The organism is Curtobacterium sp. BRD11 (genome assembly GCF_031844345.1).
Lineage (GTDB): Bacteria > Actinomycetota > Actinomycetes > Actinomycetales > Microbacteriaceae > Curtobacterium.
The window spans coordinates 544,365-564,693 of record NZ_JAUZUZ010000001.1 but is presented as its reverse complement, the minus strand read 5'-3'; the positions used below and the strand labels follow the sequence as shown (position 1 = coordinate 564,693).

The 20,329-nt window shown below is 69.9% G+C and carries 19 protein-coding genes; 8 read left to right on the top strand and 11 right to left on the bottom strand.

Features of this window, described 5'->3' with window-relative positions:
* Positions 1-23: 23 nt before the first annotated feature.
* The 5 genes from Q9R28_RS02570 to Q9R28_RS02550 all read left to right on the top strand — a co-directional run bounded on the left by Q9R28_RS02570 (position 24) and on the right by Q9R28_RS02550 (position 5,425).
* Entirely contained in the window at positions 24-662 is a 639-nt protein-coding gene (locus Q9R28_RS02570; RefSeq protein WP_058727853.1) for a heme-copper oxidase subunit III, read from the top strand.
* Between the two features lie 21 nt (positions 663-683).
* Positions 684-1,487, top strand: coding sequence for a cytochrome c (locus Q9R28_RS02565; RefSeq protein WP_251155487.1), 804 nt, complete (start codon positions 684-686; stop codon positions 1,485-1,487).
* 33 nt (positions 1,488-1,520) lie between these two features.
* Entirely contained in the window at positions 1,521-2,588 is a 1,068-nt protein-coding gene (locus tag Q9R28_RS02560; RefSeq protein WP_066654314.1) for a ubiquinol-cytochrome c reductase iron-sulfur subunit, read from the top strand.
* Positions 2,588-4,282, top strand: a complete 1,695-nt coding sequence (locus Q9R28_RS02555; RefSeq protein ID WP_251155486.1) for a ubiquinol-cytochrome c reductase cytochrome b subunit — start codon at positions 2,588-2,590, stop codon at positions 4,280-4,282. Before Q9R28_RS02560 ends, Q9R28_RS02555 begins: the two co-directional genes overlap by 1 nt.
* Positions 4,283-4,465: 183 nt before the next feature.
* Positions 4,466-5,425 (top strand): phosphodiesterase, encoded by a 960-nt coding sequence (locus Q9R28_RS02550; protein WP_209682581.1) that lies wholly within the window; start codon positions 4,466-4,468, stop codon positions 5,423-5,425.
* A gap of 205 nt (positions 5,426-5,630) precedes the next feature.
* Here the strand turns inward: Q9R28_RS02550 and Q9R28_RS02545 are convergent, their stop codons facing one another.
* The 4 genes from Q9R28_RS02545 to Q9R28_RS02530 form a co-directional block, all read right to left on the bottom strand.
* Positions 5,631-7,184 carry a stealth conserved region 3 domain-containing protein gene (locus Q9R28_RS02545; protein ID WP_081984855.1) on the bottom strand — a complete coding sequence of 518 codons (1,554 nt, stop codon included), beginning with the start codon at positions 7,182-7,184 and terminating at the stop codon, positions 5,631-5,633.
* Positions 7,185-7,270: 86 nt separating this feature from the next.
* The gene (locus Q9R28_RS02540) at positions 7,271-7,714 is read right to left on the bottom strand and encodes a DUF6804 family protein (protein ID WP_311205402.1); all 444 of its coding nucleotides are present in this window, start codon (positions 7,712-7,714) and stop codon (positions 7,271-7,273) included.
* Positions 7,714-8,298 carry a GDSL-type esterase/lipase family protein gene (locus tag Q9R28_RS02535; protein WP_311205401.1) on the bottom strand — a complete coding sequence of 195 codons (585 nt, stop codon included), beginning with the start codon at positions 8,296-8,298 and terminating at the stop codon, positions 7,714-7,716. The genes Q9R28_RS02540 and Q9R28_RS02535 overlap by 1 nt, the downstream gene beginning before the upstream one ends.
* A complete protein-coding gene (locus Q9R28_RS02530; protein WP_251160219.1) occupies positions 8,295-9,827 on the bottom strand; it encodes an SDR family oxidoreductase in 1,533 nt (510 codons plus the stop codon). Before Q9R28_RS02530 ends, Q9R28_RS02535 begins: the two co-directional genes overlap by 4 nt.
* A 42-nt stretch (positions 9,828-9,869) precedes the next feature.
* Here Q9R28_RS02530 and deoC point away from each other — a divergent pair, with 42 nt between their 5' ends.
* From deoC to Q9R28_RS02515, 3 genes are all read left to right on the top strand, one after another.
* Complete coding sequence (deoC, locus tag Q9R28_RS02525; RefSeq protein ID WP_396137143.1) at positions 9,870-10,631, top strand: deoxyribose-phosphate aldolase; 762 nt, start codon at positions 9,870-9,872, stop codon at positions 10,629-10,631.
* Between the two features lie 180 nt (positions 10,632-10,811).
* Complete coding sequence (locus Q9R28_RS02520; protein WP_311205400.1) at positions 10,812-11,771, top strand: ROK family protein; 960 nt, start codon at positions 10,812-10,814, stop codon at positions 11,769-11,771.
* A 172-nt stretch (positions 11,772-11,943) separates the two neighbouring features.
* Complete coding sequence (locus Q9R28_RS02515; protein WP_311205399.1) at positions 11,944-12,522, top strand: type IV toxin-antitoxin system AbiEi family antitoxin; 579 nt, start codon at positions 11,944-11,946, stop codon at positions 12,520-12,522.
* Here the strand turns inward: Q9R28_RS02515 and Q9R28_RS02510 are convergent.
* From Q9R28_RS02510 to ruvA, 7 genes are all read right to left on the bottom strand, one after another.
* Positions 12,509-14,851 carry a bifunctional (p)ppGpp synthetase/guanosine-3',5'-bis(diphosphate) 3'-pyrophosphohydrolase gene (locus tag Q9R28_RS02510; protein ID WP_245171075.1) on the bottom strand — a complete coding sequence of 781 codons (2,343 nt, stop codon included), beginning with the start codon at positions 14,849-14,851 and terminating at the stop codon, positions 12,509-12,511. The genes Q9R28_RS02515 and Q9R28_RS02510 overlap by 14 nt on opposite strands.
* 57 nt (positions 14,852-14,908) lie before the next feature.
* Positions 14,909-15,271: a rhodanese-like domain-containing protein gene (locus tag Q9R28_RS02505; protein ID WP_081984848.1), complete on the bottom strand. Its 363-nt coding sequence runs from the start codon at positions 15,269-15,271 to the stop codon at positions 14,909-14,911.
* A complete protein-coding gene (gene secF, locus Q9R28_RS02500) occupies positions 15,271-16,275 on the bottom strand; it encodes a protein translocase subunit SecF (RefSeq protein ID WP_066654302.1) in 1,005 nt (334 codons plus the stop codon). The genes Q9R28_RS02505 and secF overlap by 1 nt, the downstream gene beginning before the upstream one ends.
* A complete protein-coding gene (secD, locus tag Q9R28_RS02495; protein ID WP_066654296.1) occupies positions 16,275-18,026 on the bottom strand; it encodes a protein translocase subunit SecD in 1,752 nt (583 codons plus the stop codon). Before secD ends, secF begins: the two co-directional genes overlap by 1 nt.
* Before the next feature lie 92 nt (positions 18,027-18,118).
* Positions 18,119-18,514: a preprotein translocase subunit YajC gene (gene yajC, locus Q9R28_RS02490; RefSeq protein WP_271826993.1), complete on the bottom strand. Its 396-nt coding sequence runs from the start codon at positions 18,512-18,514 to the stop codon at positions 18,119-18,121.
* A gap of 168 nt (positions 18,515-18,682) precedes the next feature.
* Entirely contained in the window at positions 18,683-19,711 is a 1,029-nt protein-coding gene (gene ruvB / locus Q9R28_RS02485) for a Holliday junction branch migration DNA helicase RuvB (protein ID WP_209682599.1), read from the bottom strand.
* Positions 19,708-20,328: a Holliday junction branch migration protein RuvA gene (ruvA, locus tag Q9R28_RS02480; RefSeq protein ID WP_311205398.1), complete on the bottom strand. Its 621-nt coding sequence runs from the start codon at positions 20,326-20,328 to the stop codon at positions 19,708-19,710. The genes ruvB and ruvA overlap by 4 nt, the downstream gene beginning before the upstream one ends.
* Position 20,329 lies beyond the last annotated feature (1 nt).

Sequence of the window (20,329 nt, the reverse complement as noted above, 5' to 3'; positions counted from 1 at the left end):
CACTGTCAGTGGTTTCGGCCATAATGGAGGACGTGACTAGCACCCCTCTCTCCAGATCCGCCAGCGGTCCGGTCCTGAACAGGCCGAACGCCGTTGCCGTGGGGACGATCGTGTGGCTGGGCAGCGAGGTCATGTTCTTCGCCGGCCTGTTCGCGATCTACTTCACCCTGCGCAGCACCTCGCCCGAGCTCTGGGCGACCGAGACCGCCAAGCTCGAGGTGCCGTTCGCCTCGGTGAACACGATCATCCTGGTGCTGTCCAGCTTCGCCTGCCAGTTCGCGGTGTTCGCCGCGGAGCGCTTCCAGGTGCACCGCACGAGCTGGAACCCGAAGGACTGGGGCATGACGGAGTGGTTCTTCGTCACGTACTGCATGGGCGCGATCTTCGTCTGCGGCCAGATCTTCGAGTACGCGAACCTCTGGCACGAGGGCGTGACGCTCTCGTCGAGCGCCTACGGTTCCGCGTTCTACATGACCACCGGCTTCCACGGCCTGCACGTCACGGGTGGTCTCATCGCCTTCCTCCTGACCCTCGGCCGCGGCTTCGCCGCCAAGAACTTCGGGCACAAGGAGGCGACCACCGCGATCGTCGTGTCGTACTACTGGCACTTCGTCGACGTGGTCTGGATCGGCCTCTTCGCTGTCATCTACCTTCTCAAGTAGGAACTGGACACCCCCCACCGCATGTTCACCAGAAGCAAGTCCAAGAAGGGCCGCCGTTCCCCGATGGCGACCGTCTCGCTCATCGTCGTCGGTCTCATGACCACCGGCGGTGCGTACGCGCTGTTCAGCTCGACGGCCAACGCCGACGACAGCACCACCTCCGCGGTGTCCAGCCAGTCCAAGGTCAACGAGGGCGAGAAGCTCTTCGCCTCGAACTGCGCCACCTGCCACGGTCTCGACGCGCAGGGCACCGGCGAGGGTCCGTCCCTCATCGGTGTCGGCGCCGCGTCGGTCGACTTCCAGGTCGGGACCGGTCGCATGCCGATGGCCGCGCAGGGCCCCCAGGCCGAGGAGAAGCCCGCCCAGTTCACGGACGAGCAGATCGACGCGATGGGCGCCTACGTCGCGTCGCTCGGCCCCGGCCCGTCGATCCCCTCCTCCGACCTCACGAACGGTGGCGGTGACGCTGCCGAGGGTGCCGAGCTCTTCCGCATCAACTGCGCGATGTGCCACAACGTGGCCGGCGCCGGTGGTGCGCTGACCGAGGGCAAGTACGCCCCGAACCTGCAGTCGGTCTCCGGCAAGCACATCTACGAGGCCATGGTCACGGGCCCGCAGAACATGCCGGTCTTCAACGACCTCAACCTGACGCCGGAGCAGAAGGCCGACATCATCACGTACCTCAAGTACGTGCAGGACAACAAGTCGCCGGGCGGGTTCGCCCTCGGCTCCCTCGGCCCGGTGGCAGAGGGTCTGTTCATCTGGATCTTCGGACTCGGCGCGGTCGTCGCGATGACCGTCTGGCTGACCGCGAAGTCCAACTGATCGTCCGTGTCGAACGACACTGAAGGGAACACCATGGCAGAGCACGACGACGAGGCAGTGAACTCGTCCTCGGCTGTCGAGAAGCACGGCGCGACCAGCACGTCGGCCGGGATCGCGGTCGTCCCCGCGGACCCGTTCGAGAACCCGGGTGAGCCGCCGCACCGCGCGCGCCGCACCGATGTCGACCCGAAGAAGCAGCGTCTGGCCGAGCGTCAGGTCGCCACGTTCTTCTACCTGTCCATCGTGGGCAGCGTCCTCGCGATCGCCGCGTACATCGCCTTCCCGATCGACCCCGAGGACTTCGGCACGGTCCGTGCCGGCAACCTCTGGCTCGGTCTGGCGATCGCCCTGGCCTTGCTCGCGCTGGGCCTCGGCGCCGTCTACTGGTCGAAGTCGCTCGTCGTGGACCGCGAGATCACGGAACTGCGTCACAGCACCCGTGGCACCGACGCGACCCGTGCCAAGGCGGTCGAGGCGTTCCAGCTCGCCGACAAGGAGTCCGGGTTCAGCCGTCGCAAGCTGATCCGCAACTCGATGATCGGTGCCCTGGTGGCCTTCCCGCTGCCCGGTGTCGTCCTCGTCCGTGACTTCGCCCCGGCGGAGGACCCGAACGAGCTCCTGCGCCACACCTTCTGGAAGTCCGGCATGCGCCTGACGAAGGACCCGACGGGACTGCCGATCAAGGCGTCGGACGTCACCATCGGTTCGGTCTTCCACGTCATCCCGGACGGCATGCTCGACTCCGAGCACATGCTCGAGGAGAAGGCCAAGGCCTCCGTCCTCCTCATGCGTCTCGACCCGAAGGACCTCAACCCCTCCGCGGGGCACGAGGACTGGGGCTACGACGGCATCGTCGCCTACTCCAAGATCTGCACCCACGTCGGGTGCCCGGTCGCGCTCTACGAGCAGCAGACGCACCACCTGCTGTGCCCGTGCCACCAGTCGACGTTCGACGTCTCGAACAACTGCGAGGTCATCTTCGGCCCGGCTGCACGTCCCCTCCCCCAACTTCCGATCGCGATCGACGACGACGGCTACCTGGTCGCACAGAGCGACTTCCACGAGCCGGTCGGACCGTCCTTCTGGGAGCGTGAACGCTGATGACCAGCACCACCACCACGAGCGCGCCGGCCACGGCCACACGGCCCGAGCCGACGCGCGGGTCCCGACTCATCGGGGCCACCGCCAACTACATCGACGAGCGCACGAGCATCTCGGGTCTGGTGAAGGAGGTCGGGCGCAAGATCTTCCCCGACCACTGGAGCTTCATGCTCGGCGAGGTCGCGCTGTACAGCTTCGTCGTCGTCCTGCTGTCGGGGACCTTCCTGACGTTCTTCTTCCAGGCGTCGATGACCGAGGTCGTCTACAACGGCTCGTACGTCCCGCTCAAGGGCGTCGAGATGTCGACCGCGCTGCAGTCCACCCTGAACATCTCGTTCGACATCCGCGGTGGTCTGTTCGTCCGACAGATCCACCACTGGGCCGCCCTGCTGTTCGTCGCCTCGGTGATGCTGCACATGGCCCGCGTGTTCTTCACCGGTGCCTTCCGCAAGCCGCGTGAGCTCAACTGGGTCTTCGGCTTCGTGCTCTGGGTCCTGGCCATGGCCGAGGGCTTCACCGGCTACTCGCTCCCCGACGACCTGCTCTCCGGCAACGGCCTGCGCATCATCGTCGGCATGATCGAGGGCGTCCCGGTGATCGGCGTGTGGATCGCCTACCTGCTGTTCGGTGGCGAGTTCCCGGGCACCGACATCGTCGGCCGCCTCTACACGCTGCACATCCTGCTGCTCCCGGCGATCCTCGTCGCGGTGCTCGGTGTCCACCTCGTGCTCGTCGTCATCAACAAGCACACGCAGTTCGCGGGCCCCGGCAAGACCAACGAGAACGTCGTCGGCGTCCCGATCCTCCCGGCGTTCGCCGCGAAGGCCGGTGGCTTCTTCTTCATCGTCGCGGGCATCCTCGCCCTCATCGCGTCGCTGTTCACGATCAACCCGATCTGGAACTACGGCCCATACGACCCCTCCCCCGTGTCCGCCGGTACCCAGCCCGACTGGTACATCGGCTTCGCGGACGGTGCGCTCCGTCTGGTGCCGCCGCACTGGGAGGTCGTGTGGTTCGGCTACACGGTGTCGTTCAACATCCTCGTCCCGATCGCCGTCCTCATGGCGCTCATCATCGCGATGTTCGCCTACCCGTTCCTCGAGGCGTGGGTCACGGGCGACAAGCGTGAGCACCACCTGGCCGACCGTCCGCGCAACGCTCCGACCCGCACCGCCTTCGGTGCCGCGGGCATCACGCTCTACGCGTCGCTCTGGGCCGCTGCCTCGTCGGACATCATCGCGACGCACTTCATGGTGTCGATCGAGCACGTGATCCACGTCATCCAGGCCACGACGGTCCTCGGTCCGTTCGTCGCCTTCTGGATCACGAAGCGTGTCTGCCTGGCGCTGCAGAAGAAGGACCGCGAGATCGTCCTGCACGGCTACGAGTCGGGTCGCATCGTCCGGCTCCCGCACGGCGAGTACATCGAGGTGCACGAGCAGCTCGACGAGTACGAGCGCTGGAAGCTCCTGCAGTTCAACGAGTACAAGCCGCTCATGGTCCGTCCGGACGCCAAGGGTCGGATCACCGGTGTGCAGAAGGTCCGTGCCAACCTGTCCCGCTTCTTCTTCGAGGACCGCATCGCGCCGGTCACGAAGGCCGAGCTCGAGGCAGCGCACGCCGCGCACCACGGCCCGGAGCTGGAGGGCGACCACCAGGCCCAGGCCCCCGCGCTGGGCGCAGCCAACCACTAGGTTCCTCGGCAAGAACGAACGAGCCCCTCGACCACACCGTGGTCGGGGGGCTCGTTCGTCCGCCTGTTCCGGAGCAGACTCGCCACTCCCGGTTCACCGTGCATTCAGAGTGGCGTGCTGGACTCGTCCTCGACGGTGTGGCAACGTGTTGCACCACGCATCCGCCAACGGAACGAGAGACCGATGGACAGCCGGACGGCCGAACACCCCAGGCCGAACCACTTCCTCCTCCACCTCAGCGACACCCACCTCGTGGCGGGCGACGGCGCGCTCTACGGCGACGTCGACTCCGCAGCACGGCTCTCGGCGATCGTCGCCGACATCGAGGCCTCCGGCACCCACCCGGAGGCCATCGTCGTCACCGGCGACGTCGCCGACAAGGGCGAGGCCGGTGCCTACGTCCGGATCCGCGACATCGTCGAGCCGGCTGCCCGCCGGATCGGCGCGCAGGTCATCTGGGCCATGGGGAACCACGACGAGCGCGGTGCCTTCCGCCAGGAGCTCTTCGGGCTGCAGCCGACCGATCGTCCGGTCGACTTCGTCTACGACGTGAACGGCCTCCGCGTGATCACCCTCGACACGAGCGTGCCGGGGGCACACCACGGCGAGGTCTCCCCCGCGCAGCTCGACTGGCTCGCCGAGGTGCTGTCCGAGGCGGCGCCGCACGGCACGATCCTCGCCATGCACCACCCGCCCGTGCCGAGCGTGCAGGACCTCGCCGTCCTCGTCGAACTGCGCGACCAGGCGGCCCTCGCGGAGGTGATCGAGGGATCGGACGTCATCTCGATCATCGCCGGACACCTGCACTACTCGACGAGCGCCGTGTTCGCGGGCGTGCCCGTGTCCGTTGCGAGTGCCACCTGTTACACGCAGGACCTCACGGAGTACCAGGGCGGTACACGGGGGCAGGACGGCGCGCAGTCGTTCAACCTCGTCCACGTGTACGGGAACAACGTCGTGCACTCGGTGGTGCCGATCGGCCACTACTCCACGGTCGGCGAACCGGTGTCGTCGGAGCAGACGGAGGCGCGTCTCGCTGCGGCCGGCATCACCATCGCCCCGGCCGTCGAGCCGGCGCCCGTCACCTCGAGCATCCCGGTCTTCACCCTCGACACGGTGCCCACCTCCCCCGTCCGTCGCTGAGGCCACTCCTGCCCGCCGAGCGAGCACGACATGCCGCGCGCCGGTCGTCCGCCGGGCACGACTCGTCGCGCCCGCGCGCCCAGCGCGGCAGGAATGGCCCGCTCGCTCGGAGGCGCCAGGGCTGGCCCGCCCGCCGCACCGACAGTGCCGTCATCGGCCCGCTCGCCGCCACGAGGGAGACCGTGCCGGACGCCCCTGCTGGGGACTACTGCGCGTCCTGCTCCCACGGCGCCGGGAACGGGAAGTACTTCTCGAGGAAGTCCGTCACGCGCCGCGTGCGCTCGTCGTCGGAGACCTCCGGGAAGCTCCCGTCGTTCAGGCAGAAGAAGTCGACGTTCCGCTTCTTGAGCAGGTCCTCCAGCGCCTTCAGCCCGGACTGCATGGTCGTGTCGACGTAGCGCACCGGAGCGTTCTCCTGCACGATCGCCCGACCGGTGAGCAGCGCGTAGTAGTGGTACAGGGAGTTCGTCACGGAGATGTTCTCGGCCGCGCGGAACCGCGATGCCATCGTCGCGCGGAACTCGTCCGCGAACTCGTGCTCCATCTCGGTCATGATCGAGGCGCGCAGCGGTGTGGGCGCGTGCTCGAGGTGCCGTGTGGTCACCGCGCCGAAGCGCTGCTGCAGCAGGCGACGGTTGACGCGGGCGGAGTTCTCGAACCCGCTCCGTGCCGGGTTGTTCGTCCCGAGCCCGATGCGGGTGGTCGCGAGGATGAACTTCGACACCGACCCCGGGCTGAAGAACACCGAGGGCTCGACCATCCGTCCGAAGAACATGTCGTCGTTCGAGTAGATGAAGTGCTCGCTGATGCCCGGGATGTGGTGCAGCTGCGACTCGACGGCCTGCGAGTTGTGCGTCGGGAGCACCGAGGGGTCTGCGAAGAACTCCTCGCTCCGGACGATCCGGACCTTCGGGTGGTCGGCGAGCCACGCGGGCGCCGGCGAGTCCGTGGCGATGTAGATCTGGCGGATCCACGGCGCGAAGGTGTGGACGGAGCGCAGCGCGTACTTCAGCTCGTCGATCTGTCGGAAGCGCGCCGGAGCGTCGTCGCCCTCCCCCAGCACGGCGTTCGCCTGCGCGGCCTGACGTGCGCGCTGGTACTCGATCGCGTTGCCGTCGACCCACGAGAAGACGATGTCGATCGGGAACCGGATGTCCGACACGTGGTCGTCGAACATGTGCTCGACGGTGCGCCAGGTGCGGCCGTAGCGTTCGATGTCGACGAGCTCGAACTCCTCGACGGGGAGACTGCGGCGCATCAGGGCGTTCTCGACGGGGGCGAGCACCTCGGTGTCGGTCACGCGCCAGAACTCGAGCTGCACGCTCGTCTCGGCGCCGTAGCGGAGGCGTCCCATCGGCTCGAGCCGGGGTCGGAAGAGCCGGAGCACCGGCTCGTCCACCGATCCGAGACCGTCGTCGAGCACGAGCACGGCGGGCTGTCCCGGCGGCTTCGCGTAGAACGGCTCGTTGACCGCGGCGGCCATGATCGCGCTCTCGGCACGCTGCCGGTCGCGCTCGTCGACCGCGACGACCGGACGTCGGTCGTTGCCGCGGATGAGCAGGTGGTCGACGTCGCCGGCGGTGAGCGCGTCGTCGAGGAACAACAGGTCCTCGATCATCGACTGCTGGGGCGTCAGGTGCCCGTTGACCAGGGTCAGGCGTCCCTTGCGGACGACGACGTCAGGTCGGTCGAGACCGCCGGAGGACGGTCGAGGGTTCAGCAGAGGACTCTCGGTCGCCGGCTCGGTCTCGTGGCTCATCCATGCCCTTCGCATCGCATCAGCCGGGCCCTGTGCCCGACTCCTGCGATCCTACCGTCCGGCGGGCGCGCGCGAGCGCCGCGCGGTCACGGTCGGGAGGCGCGCCCCGCGTCCGTCCCGCGCGGCACCTTGACGGCGATGCCGGTCAGGATGAAGGCCGCGGCAGCGACGAGCTGGAGGCCCGCCCAGACCTGGCCGGGGATCGGCACGATCACGACGGGGTTCCAGCACACCACGATCGCGGCCGTGAGCGCGACGGCCCACCAGGAGCGGCCCCGGACGGCGAAGACGAGCACGATCAGCGCGAGCACCGTCACGCCCCACCGGACGAAGACGAAGCCCGAGGAGTCGAGGACCGCGACGAAGGCGATGAGGACGACCGCGGCGAGCAGCGAGGGCGCGAGTGCCGGGCGCGTGAAGGGCGGCATCCCGTCGGCCGACGCCACGGTGGTCGCCGGGCGCTCGTCGGGGCGGTGCGTCGGCACCCCCTGCAGCGACGAGCCTGCGGGCGGCCGACCCTTCCGTGCCATCAGGCGCCGGCCTCCTCGAGGTCGATCGCCTGGATCGGACGGGACATCGGCGGCAGCCCGCGGACGCGCTCGAGCGCCGGGACGAGCTCGTCGACGACCGCGCGGTAGCCGTCGGCGGTGAGGTGCAGGCCGTCCTCGGTGTAGCGGTCGGCGAGGTGGTCGTCCTCCGCGAGGGCCGGCCAGAGGTCGAGGTACTGGGCGTGGCAGGTGGCGACGAACTGGCGGAGGTGCCGGTTCGCCTCCTCGATCTTGGCGCACCAGTCGGCCTGGCGGGGCAGGATCGACACCAGCAGCAGACGGACGCCGGGGAGCTCGCGGCGGAGCGTCACCAGGATCGACTCGACGCCGCGGACGACGTGCTCGACGCTCGACCGGTGGTTCCCGAAGTCGTTCGTCCCGATGAGCAGCACGATCACCTCGGGCTGCTCGGCGATCACGGCGTCGAGTCGCGTGAGCACCCCGTCGGTGGTGTCGCCGCCGACGCCCTGGTTGCTCGTGCGCTCGCCCGGGAGCCACTGGTCCCAGGAACCCTGCTCGGTGATGCTGTCGCCCAGGAACAGGACGGTGGGGTGTTCGGTGGTCATGCTGCCTCCTCGTGTACCGGTTCCTGCGGCCCATTCTGCTGGGTCCAGTTCCGCCCCGTCGACTCCGTGTGCTGCGACTCGCGCTCCGCCGCCGCCGTGATGCGTTCGACCATGCCGGGGAAGATGATGCCGTGGAAGGGCAGGATGCCGTACCAGTACAGGCGTCCGGGCAGTCCCTGGGGGAAGTAGATCGCCCGCTGGTGGTAGTCGCTGCCGCCGTCGTCGCTCGGGGTGACCCGCATCTCGAGCCAGGCGCGTCCCGGCGACTTGAACTCGGCGCGGAGCCGCAGGTAGCGCCCGCGTTCGAGCCGCTCCACCCGCCACCAGTCGAGTGCATCGCCCTGCTCCAGGCGGTGGGGGTCGCGTCGACCGCGGTTCAGGCCGACCCCGCCGGCGACCTTGTCCATCCACCCGCGTGCCACCCACGCCAGGGGGAAGGAGTACCAGCCGTTCTCACCGCCGATCGACTCCACGACGCGCCAGACGTCGTCCGCGCTCGCACTCGAGTGCCGCTTCCGGTCGTCGACGTAGACGGTGTGCCCGGCCCACTCCGGATCGCTCGGCAGCGGGTCCGCCGGGGTGGAGGAGAGCGTGGCGCTGCGCCAGCTCGTCTGCACCTCGCCCTTCCGCATCTTCGTCAGGGCCAGCCGGACGGCACGGCGGTAGGAGGTGAGTCCGCCCTCCGGACGCGGGACGTACCGGTCGATGTCGTGCTCGCGTTGCACGCACTCGAACTGGAGCGACTCGATGATCGGTGTCGCGAGCTTCCGCGGGATCGGCGTCACGATGTTGAACCAGTGTGCGGAGAGACCAGGGGTCAGCACGGGCAGCACGGTGAAGCGGCGCTGCGGCAGCTTCGCCTCGACCGCGTAGCCGTTCAGCATCTGCCCGTACTTGAGGACGTCGGGACCACCGATGTCGAACGTCCGGTTGACGTCGGCGGGGATGCCGAGCGCCTCGACGAGGTAGTAGAGGACGTCACGGACGGCGATCGGCTGGATGCGGTTGCGGACCCAGCGGGGTGCCGGCATCCAGGGCAGGACGTCCGTCACGTGGCGGATCATCTCGAACGAGGTGCTCCCCGAGCCGATCACGACACCGGCCTGGTAGGCGATCGTCGGCACGCCGGAGGCCAGGAGCACGTCCCCGACCTCCTTCCGGCTCCGGAGGTGCTTCGACAGCTCGCCGTCGGGGTGCAGTCCGCCCAGGTAGACGAAGCGGCGCACACCGGCGTCGTGGGCCTCGCGCGCCATCGTCTCGACGGCGTCCCGCTCGGCCTGCTCGAAGTCGCCGTCGGCACCCATCGCGTGCGCGAGGTAGTAGACGGCCTCGACGCCCTGGACGGCGGACCGGACCGCCTCGGCGTCCTGCAGGTCGCCCTCGGCGACCTCGACGTCGTCGTGCCAGGGCACGTCCTGGAGCTTCCGCGGCGTGCGGACGAAGACACGGACGTCGTGCCCGGCCTCGAGGAGGCGGGGGACGAGTCGTCCGCCGATGTACCCGGTCGCACCGGTGACGAGGACCTGCATGGAGGGCACGGTACGCGCGTCGCCTCCGGGTAGGCTTTCCGGGTGGACAACGCAGCGATCCCCGCACACCAGGACCGGGCCGACCAGCACGAGCTCGGCGCCGACGCCGTGCGCGCCCTCATCGACCACGCGATCCTGAAGCCCGAGCTCACGCGTGCCGACGTCGATGCGCAGCTCGACGAGGCCGCGGCGCACCGGGTCTTCAGCGTCTGCGTCCGTCCGAGCGACGTCGCGCACGCCGTGGAGCGCCTGCAGGGCACCGGGGTGGGCGTCGGCACCGTGATCGGGTTCCCGCACGGCACCACGACCACCGCCGCGAAGGTCGCCGAGTCGCTGCAGGCCCTGGCCGACGGCGCCTTCGAGCTCGACATGGTGCAGAACGTCGGCGCAGCGCGCTCCGGTGACTGGGCCCGGGTCGAGCAGGACGTCCGTGCGGTCGTCGACGCCGCCGGGGACACCGTGGTGAAGGTCATCCTCGAGACCGCGTTCCTGACCGACGACGAGATCGTCGCCGCATCGCGAGCGGCCCAGCGCGCCGGCGCGGCCTTCGTGAAGACGTCGACCGGGTTCGCCGGCGGCGGCGCGACGGCCGAGCACATCCGACTGATGCGGGACACCGTCGGTCCCGACACGGGTGTCAAGGCATCCGGCGGCGTCCGCGGTCTCGACACGCTGCTCGAGATGGTCCGCGCGGGTGCCGACCGCATCGGCACGAGCGCCTCGGCACGCATCCTCGACGAGGTCGCACACCGGGCGTCCACCGGAACCGCGTCGGCACTCGGCGACGACACCTCCTCCTACTGACGTCTCGGCCGCCCGCGCACGCGAGCGGCCCCACCCTGGCCCGGACGGACCGACCCGGTCCGTCCGGACGCCCGGACCAGCAACGACCGACCCGACCACACCGCCGGGGCCGGCTCGCACCGACGCGAGGTCACGTCGTCACGGTGAGCCGGGCCTCCAGACCGCCGCATCGGAGCGCGCATGTCCAGCACCGCACCCCTGTCCCCCTCGTCCGCGATCGCGCTGGCCGTCGATCTCGGCGGCACCAAGGTCGAGGCGGCCCTCGTCACCGACCAGGGCGTCGTCCTGCCCGGCACCCGGCACCGGCAGCCCACCGGACCGTTGCGGAGTGCGGACGAGCTGCAGGCGGCGGTCGACCAGGTCGTGACGGCGACCCTCGCGACGCTGCCGGCGGACGCCCGGCTCGTCGGCGTGGGCGTCGGCGCGGCCGGTCCGGTCGACGAGGAGCACGGCCTCGTCTCGCCCCTGAACATGCCGGTGTGGCGCGGGTGGCCGCTCCGCGACCGGGTCGCGGCCCTGGTCCCCGAGGGGGTGCCGGTGACGCTCCGGATGGACGGGCTCGCCATCACCCTGGCCGAGCACTGGGTCGGTGCGGCGCAGGGCTCGGACCACGTCATGGGGATGATCGTGTCGACGGGCGTCGGCGGCGGTCTCATCCTGCACGGGCGCACGGTGAGCGGACCCACCGGCAACGCCGGACACATCGGCCACGTCGAGTGCGGCGGCTTCGACGACCCGTGCGCCTGCGGCGGTACCGGCTGTCTCGAGGCGGTCGCCAGCGGGCCGAAGACCGTCGCCTGGGCGCAGCGACAGGGCTTCGCCGGGAGCACCGGCGAGGAGCTCTCCGCCGCGTACGCGGCCGGCGACGAGATCGCGGTGGCGGCGGTCCGGCGGAGCGGGCGGGCGCTCGGACAGGCCGTCGCGGCGGCGACGAGCCTGGTGGACCTCGAGGTCGTGGCGATCGGCGGCGGCTTCTCGCACGTGACGCCGGACCTGTTCGAGTACGCCCGCAAGGCGGTGGCCGAGCGGGTCGAGTTCGGCTTCGTGACGAAGGTCCGGATCGTGCCGACCGCGCTGTCCCAGGACGGGCCGCTCATCGGGGCGGCAGCGCTCGTCCACCGCGCCGACGTACTGCGCTGACGCGACACGGGCACCCGGGCACCCGGGCACACGTGCCCGTTCACGGGCGCGCGCTCGTGCTGGGCGCGGGACCGCGGTCGCGGTCGCGATCACGGCTACGCTCGCAGCGCCGAGGCCGACGTCCTCTCCACAGGGCCGACCGCGGTGATCGTCCGTCCGGCAGGATGAGCGGGTGCCGACGCCCCGCCTGCTGACCAGCGACGACTGGCCGGAGACGGAGCTCCGCGCTGCGGTGCTCGCCGGCGAGCTCGTCCCCGTCGGGTGGTGCTGGGCCTCCCCCGCGGAACCGCAGACGCCCGCACTCCGCGCCGCCGCGCACGCGTGGCGCGTGCCCGACGAGCGTGTGGTGGTGAGCGGGCGGTCCGCTGCCTGGATCTGGGGTGCGACGTCGCGTCCGCCCTCGCCGGTCGAGGTGAGTGTCCCGCCGACCGTCCGCATCCGTGTCGACCCCGACGTGCGGCTGCGCGAGGTCCGGCTCCCCGCCGAGGACACCGTGCTGGTGGGCCCGATCCGGGTGACCTCGCCGGAGCGCACCGCGGTCGACCTGCTCCGCGCCCCCGGCGCGTTCGACGCGTCCGCGCGCGATGCCCTGCGCGGCCTCGTGGCGATCGGGGTGGTGCGGGTCGACGAGGTCCGGCGCCGCCTGGCAGCGCTCGGGACGATCCCCATGGTGCGGCAGGCGGCCCGGCGTCTCGACCAGGCGATCGCCGCGTCACCCGATCAGGCGCCCGCCGGGGTCAGCCCGCGCTGACCCGGTACACGTCGTAGACCGCGTCGATCCGCCGCACGGCGTTCAGCACCCGGTCGAGGTGCGTCGTGTCGCCCATCTCGAACACGAACCGGCTGAGCGCCAGGCGGTCCGAGGACGTCGACACCGTCGCGGACAGGATGTTCACGTGGTGGTCGGTCAGGACGCGTGTGACGTCGCTGAGCAGCCCGGAGCGGTCGAGCGCCTCGATCTGGATCTGCACGAGGAACACCGACTTCGACGACGGGGCCCACTCGACCTCGATCATCCGGTCGGGCTCGTTCATCAGTGACTTCACGTTCGTGCACGACGCCTGGTGCACGGAGACGCCCTGACCGCGGGTGATGAAGCCCACGATCTGGTCGCCGGGCACCGGCGTGCAGCACTTCGCGAGCTTCACCAGGATGTCGGGCGCGCCGCGGACGAGCACACCGCTGTCGCTGTTCCGGAGCTGGCGGCTCGTGACCTGTCGCGGGAAGGCGAGCTCGGGCTCGTCCGTCTCGGCCTCGGTCTGCACGTTGCCGAGCACCTTCTCGATGACGGACTGCGTGGACACGTGGCCCTCGCCCACCGCCGCGTAGAGCGCGGAGACGTCGTCGTACCGCATCGACGAGGCGACCTCGGCGATGGAGTCCTGGCTCATGATGCGCTGCAGCGGGAGGTTCTGCTTGCGCATCGCCCGGGCGATCGCGTCACGGCCCTGCTCGATGGCCTCTTCGCGGCGTTCCTTGGTGAACCACTGCTTGATCTTGTTGCGGGCACGGGGGCTGCGGACGAACGTCAGCCAGTCCTGGCTCGGGCCGGAGTCCGGGTTCTTCGAGGTGAAGATCTCGACGACGTCACCGCTCGACAGCGTGCTCTCGAGCGGGACGAGGCGCCCGTTTACCTTGGCACCCATCGTGCGGTGCCCGATCTCGGTGTGGACCGCGTAGGCGAAGTCGACCGGAGTCGCACCGGCGGGCAGGCCGATGACCTTGCCCTGCGGGGTGAAGACGTACGTCTCCTTGGCGCCGATCTCGTAGCGGAGCGAGTCGAGGAACTCGCCCGGATCGCTCGTCTCGGCCTGCCAGTCGGTGATGTGGGCGAGCCACGCCATGTCCTGGTCGTCGGTGGTCGAGGAGGCGTCGACGTCCCGTCCCTGGGCACGCTGCTTGTACTTCCAGTGCGCCGCGACACCGAACTCGGCACGCTGGTGCATCTCGTGCGTGCGGATCTGGATCTCCACGGCACGGCCCTGCGGTCCGAGCACCGTCGTGTGCAGGGACTGGTACAGGTTGAACTTCGGCGTCGCGATGTAGTCCTTGAAGCGACCGGGCAGCGGGGTCCACCGAGCGTGCACGGAGCCGAGCATCGCGTAGCAGTCGCGGACGGTCGGCACGAGCACGCGGATGCCGACCAGGTCGTAGATCTCGTCGAACTCGCGCCCGCGCACGATCATCTTCTGGTAGATCGAGTAGTACTGCTTCGGCCTGCCCATGACCTCGCCGCGGACCTTCGCGGCCTTCAGGTCCTTCTTGAGCGTGCCGATCACGTTCTGCACGAACTGCTCGCGCTTCGGCTGCCGTTCCTTGACCAGGCTGTCGATCTCGACGTACAGCTTCGGGTGCAGGACCGCGAACGACAGGTCCTCGAGCTCCAGCTTGATCATCTGGATGCCGAGCCGGTGCGCCAGGGGCGCGTAGATCTCGAGCGTCTCCTTGGCCTTGCGCGACGCGGACGCGGACTCCACGAAACCCCAGGTGCGCGCGTTGTGCAGGCGGTCGGCGAGCTTGATGACGAGGACGCGGATGTCCTTCGACATCGCGATGACCATCTTGCGCACGGTCTCGGCCTGCGCGCTGTCGCCGTACTTGACCTTGTCGAGCTTGGTGACACCGTCGACGAGCATCGCGATCTCGTCGCCGAAGTCCGCGCGCAGCTGGTCGAGCTGGTAGTCGGTGTCCTCGACCGTGTCGTGCAGGAGCGCCGCGGCGATCGTGATCGTGCCGATCCCGAGGTCGGCGAGGATCTGCGCGACCGCGACCGGGTGGGTGATGTACGGCTCGCCGGACTTCCGCTTCTGGCCGTCGTGGGCGCGTTCGGCCACCGAGTACGCCCGCTCGATGAGCGTGACGTCGGCCTTCGGGTGGTGCGACCGGACGGTACGGATGAGCGTGTCGACCGCCCCTGCGGGCTGCGCCCGCGAGAAGAGGCGCGGCAGCAGCGACCGCAGGGAACCGAGGTTGCCGGTGGTCGTCGCGTTCAGCGGACTGGAGGGCCGCGGCGCGGACCCGGGACGGCTCGCGCCGGGCGTGGGCGCACCCTGCGACGAGGACTCACGGGTGTCCGTCATGATGCGCCTCCTGCGACCGGTGTCCGGGTACGGTCTGGCAAGCCTACGCGCGTCCGATCAGTGCTCGTGACGCGGTTCGCCCTGGGCGTCGCCGAACGATCCGGCGCGCACGACCGGCTCGCCCGCCTGCTCCCAGGCGACCATGCCGCCGGTCAGGTTCACCGCCGGCACCCCGGACTGCTCGAGGGCGGCGACGACCCGCGCGGAGCGGGCGCCGGAGTGGCAGACGACGATGGCGGGCTGGTCACCGCCGTCGATCTCCTGCCAGCGGGCCACGAGCTCGGACATCGGGACGAGCGTCGCCTCCGGGGCGTGCACCTCGTCCCACTCCCCCTGCTCGCGCACGTCGAACAACCGCGCGCCTCCGTCGAGCCGACGTCGGGCCTCGGCCACGTCGACGTCGTGCACCTCGACCGCCATCAGGCGACCTCGGCCGCGGCGTCGACCTCGCGCTGGCGCTTCTCGGCCGCCCGCGTCTTCTTCGCGTCGGCCTCCTTGACCTTGGGCTCGTTCTCGCGGAGGTGCGCGTACATCGGCGACGCGATGAAGATCGTCGAGTAGGTGCCGACGATGATGCCGATGAACAGTGCCAGCGAGATGTCCCGCAGGGTGCCGGCGCCGAGCACGTACGACCCGATGAAGAGGATCGCCGCGACCGGCAGGAGCGCCACGACCGAGGTGTTGATCGACCGGACGAGCGTCTGGTTCACGGCGAGGTTCACCGACTGCACGAAGGTGCGGTGCGACTCCTGCGACGTGTTCTCGCGCACCTTGTCGAACACCACGACGGTGTCGTACAGCGAGTACCCGAGGATGGTCAGGAAGCCGATGACGGCAGCGGGGGTGACCTCGAGCCCGACGATGCCGTAGACGCCGGCGGTGATGAGCAGGTCGTGCAGCAGCGCGACCATGGCGGACACGGACATCTTCCACGTGCGGAAGTAGACGGCCATCACCACGGCCGCCAGCGCGAGGAAGATGACGAGACCGCGGATCGCCTGCGCGAGCACGTCGGCTCCCCAGGTCGCGCCGATGTACGTCGAGGCGACCTGGTCGTCCGACACGCCGTAGGCCTCGGCCAGGGCGTCCTGCACCTCGCTGGTCTCGCGGTCCGTCAACTGCTCGGTCTGGACGCGGATGCCGTCCTGGCCGACCTGGGAGACGCGCGGCACGCCCTCGGGGACGATCGACTCGACCGTGCGGGTGGCGACCGACTGGTCGAGGTCCTTCGCATTCGAGATCGTGAACTCGGACCCGCCGGTGAACTCGATGCCGAGGTGGTAGCCGCCGCGGAGCCACGGCACCGCGAGCGACACGACGATCGCGATGAGGGCGATCAGGTACCAGGTCTTGCGGCGCCCGACGATGTCGTAGGAACGCTTGCCCGTGTAGAGGTCGCTGCCGAACTGGCTGAAGCTGGCCATCAGTCGTCCTTCCCGTCCGGCGTGGAGCCGTTGTCGCCGGAGGCCTGCTGGGCCTTCCGCTCTGCGATCGTCTGGCGGCGCTGGGCCTCGCCCGCGCTGCGCTGGCGCTTGCCGTCCACGACCGGGGCGCGGAACTGCGCCCGACCGCGGTAGACGGCGCCGAGGGCGGACGGGTCGAGTCCGCTGAACTTGTGCCCCTCGCCGAAGAACCGGCTCCGGGCGATGAGCTGCATCATCGGGTGCGTGAAGAGCACGACCACGACGACGTCGATCAGGGTGGTGAGGAGCAGCGTGAACGCGAAGCCCTTCACGTCGCTGACGGCCAGGATGTAGAGCACGACCGCGGCGAGGAAGTTGATCGAGTCCGATGCCAGGATCGTGCGGAGCGCGCGCTTCCAGCCCGACTCGACGGCGCTCTCGAGACCACGGCCGTCGCGGAGCTCGTCACGGATGCGCTCGAAGTACACGATGAACGAGTCCGCCGTGATGCCGATGGCCACGATGAGACCGGCCACGCCGGCGAGTGACAGTCGGTAGTCGACACGCCACGACATGATCGCGATCACGAGGTAGGTCAGCACCGCCGCGACGCCGAGCGAGAGCACGGTGACGAACGCGAGCGCCCGGTACTGGATGATCGAGTAGATCACGACCAGGATCAGACCGATCAGGCCGGCGACGAGACCGCCGACGAGCTGTGCGGTACCGAGCGTCGCCGAGATGTTCTCGTTCGACTGCACCTGGAAGTTGATGGGCAGGGCGCCGTACTTCAGCTGGTCGGCCAGGGTCTTGGACGACTCGGCGGTGAAGTTGCCGGTGATCTGCGCCTTGCCGTTCGTGATGGCCGCGTTCGAGGCGGGCGCCGTGATGACGGTGCCGTCGAGCACGATCGCGAACTGGTTCTGCGGCGCGGGGAGCTTGACGAGGCGGCTCGTGACGTCGCGGAAGTCGTCCGAGCTCTTGCCCGAGAACGTCAGGTTGACGGCCCACTGCCCGGTGGTCGCGCCCTGGGAGTCGGTGGCGAGACCCGAGGTCGCGTTGCTGATGCCGGAACCGGAGACCTCGACGGGGCCGAGGATGTACTTCGCGGCGCCGTCCTGGTCGCACGTGACGAGCGGCTCGTCGTCGGGCGCCGCCGTGACGTCGTCCGGGGCCGCGCAGTTGTAGTTCGTGTACAGGTCCTGCAGCGCCGGCGTGACCTGGGACAGGTCGCTGCCGTTGGTCGGCTTCGCGCTCGGGGTCGCGTCGAGCGATGCCGGCGGCGAGTACGGCGTCGGCGAGGCGGTCCCGCCGTCACTGCCGCCGACCGCCGTGTTCGTGGCGGCCTCCGTGTAGAGCACCGGTCGGAAGGTCAGCTTCGCCGCTGCCTCGATCCGGTCGATCGTCGCCTTGTCGGGCTTGCCGGGGATCGACACGACGATGTTGTTCGTGCCCTGCGTGTTGATCTGGGACTCGGAGACGCCGGTCGCGTTGATGCGCTGGCGGATGATGTTGACCGCCTGGTTCAACTGCTGCGAGGTGACGGAACCGCCCTCGGTGTTCTGCGCCGCGAGGGTCAGCTGCGTGCCGCCCTGCAGGTCGAGCGCCAACTCGGGGACCCAGCTCGCGCCGGCGAACCACTCGTCGGTGTCGTCCTTGCTGTTGGCGGCGAGCACCGACGCGGCGGTGTTCAGGCCGGCCAGGGCAGCCATGATGATCACCAACCAGGTGAGCGAGCGCAGCGCCTTCTTGACGGGTGTCGATCGTGCCACCGGTCGTCTCGTCTTTCTGTTCAGGACCGACGACCTCACGGCCGGCGGCAAGGGTGTGGCCGCCGGGTCGGTGGACCCGGCGGCCGAGGGCGTCAGTCTTCGGTCTTGCGCTTCGTCGGGTCGGTCTCGTCGACACGCTCGCCGTAGACGGGCTCGCCGTTGAGCTCGGTGACCGGCTTCGGGGCGGTGGTCTCGTCGTCGGCCACCACGGCGGTCTCGACGTCGGACGCGTCCTCGTCGACCACGCGCGAGAGCGTCTGGCGGTGCACCGTCACGATGGTGCCGGGGGCGACCTCGACGTCCGCCGTGACCTTGTCGTCGTCGACGGACACGAGCGTGCCGTAGAGGCCGAACGAGAGCATGACACGGGAGCCCGGGACCATCTTCGTCTGGAGCTCCGCCTGCTGCTTCTTGCGCTTACGGCTGCTGTAGAACATGAACGCGGCGAACGCCACGATGATGACGATGAGGAAGAGTGATTGGTCCATGGGGGCGGTGCCTTCTCTGGTTGCTCGGATCCAGCCGGAGCGGTCGCTGCTCGGCTTCGGGCCGTAGCAGTCTAGGGCACGGGCGTGTCCGCGATCGGGCAACCGCCTGAGTCCGTGCGGGCCGACCATGACACTCGGGCAGCCGGGATCAGAATATCGTATACGGGGTCAGTCGTCGAACAGACCGGGCTGTGCGCCGGCTCCCTCGCCCGGGGACATCCCGAAGTGACGCCAGGCCTGCGGGGTCGCGATCCGCCCGCGGGGCGTCCGGGTCACGAGTCCGACGCGGACCAGGAAGGGCTCGACCACCGATTCGATCGTCTCGGACTCCTCGCCCACGGAGACGGCCAGGGTGTTCAGGCCCACGGGGCCACCGTCGAACCGCGTGAGCATCGTCTCGACGACGGCGCGGTCGAGCCGGTCCAGCCCGAGCTCGTCGACGTCGTACAGGTCGAGCGCCCCCTGCACGGCGGCCATCCCGTCCGAGGTGCCGTGCACGAGGGCGTAGTCGCGCACCCGGCGCAGCAGGCGGTTCGCGATGCGCGGGGTGCCGCGGGAACGACCGGCGATCTCGCGCAGGGCGATCCGGTCGATGCGCAGGTCGAGCAGGTGCGCCGCGCGGATCAGCACCTGTTCGAGTTCGTCCTTCTCGTAGAACTCGAGGTGCGCGGTGAAGCCGAAGCGGTCGCGGAGCGGGTTCGGCAGCAGCCCGGCACGCGTGGTCGCACCGACCAGGGTGAACGGCGCGAGGTCGAGCGGGATGCTCGTCGCGCCGGCTCCCTTGCCGACCATCACGTCGATCCGGAAGTCCTCCATCGCGAGGTAGAGCATCTCCTCCGCCGAGCGCGCCATCCGGTGGATCTCGTCGATGAAGAGCACTTCGCCGGGGACGAGGGAGGACAGCACCGCGGCGAGGTCGCCGGCGTGCTGGATCGCGGGGCCGCTCGACATCCGCAGCGGCCGACCGGACTCGTGCGCGACGATCATCGCGAGGGTCGTCTTGCCGAGCCCGGGCGGACCGGCCATGAGGATGTGGTCGGGGGTGCGTTCCTGCATGGCCGCCGCCTTGAGCAGGAGGTCGAGCTGGCCGCGGACCTTGCGCTGCCCGACGAACTCGTCGAGCGACTTCGGTCGGAGCGCGCCCTCGAAGGCGAGCTCCTCCTGCGACTCGGCTCCCGCCGAGGTGATCCCGCTCACCGGCCGGCCCCCGCGGGACGCAGGGTGCCGAGCGCGGCGCGGAGCAGGGCCTGCGTGCCCATCGCAGCGGCACCCGGGTCGCTCGCCACGACGGCGTCGACGGCGGACTGTGCCGCGTCCTCGCGCCAGCCGAGTCCGACGAGCGCCGACACGACGTCGAGCGCGGCCGGGTGCGCGCTGCCACCCGCGGCCGTCGCGGACGCAGGCGCCTGCTCGAAGGCCACGAGCTTGCCGGAGAGGGCGACCGTGATGAGCTTCGCGGTCTTCGGGCCGATGCCGGACACCTTGCGGAACGCCGCGTCGTCCTCGCTCGCGACGGCGTTCGCGACCTGTGCCGGGTCCATGTGGGCGAGGACACCGAGCGCCGACTTCGGCCCGACGCCGGAGACGCTGCGGAGCAGGTCGAACACCTGGAGCGCGTCGGTCGACTCGAAGCCGAAGAGCAGGTGCTCGTCCTCGCGCACGATCATCGCCGTGCGCAGGAACACCTCGGACCCGTGGCGCATCGTCAGTGCGTGCGCCGGGGTGACCGTGACGGCGTACCCCACTCCCCCGACCTCGACCACGACGGCCGATCCGGAGACGTCGATGCAGGTTCCCCGGAGGCTCGCGATCATG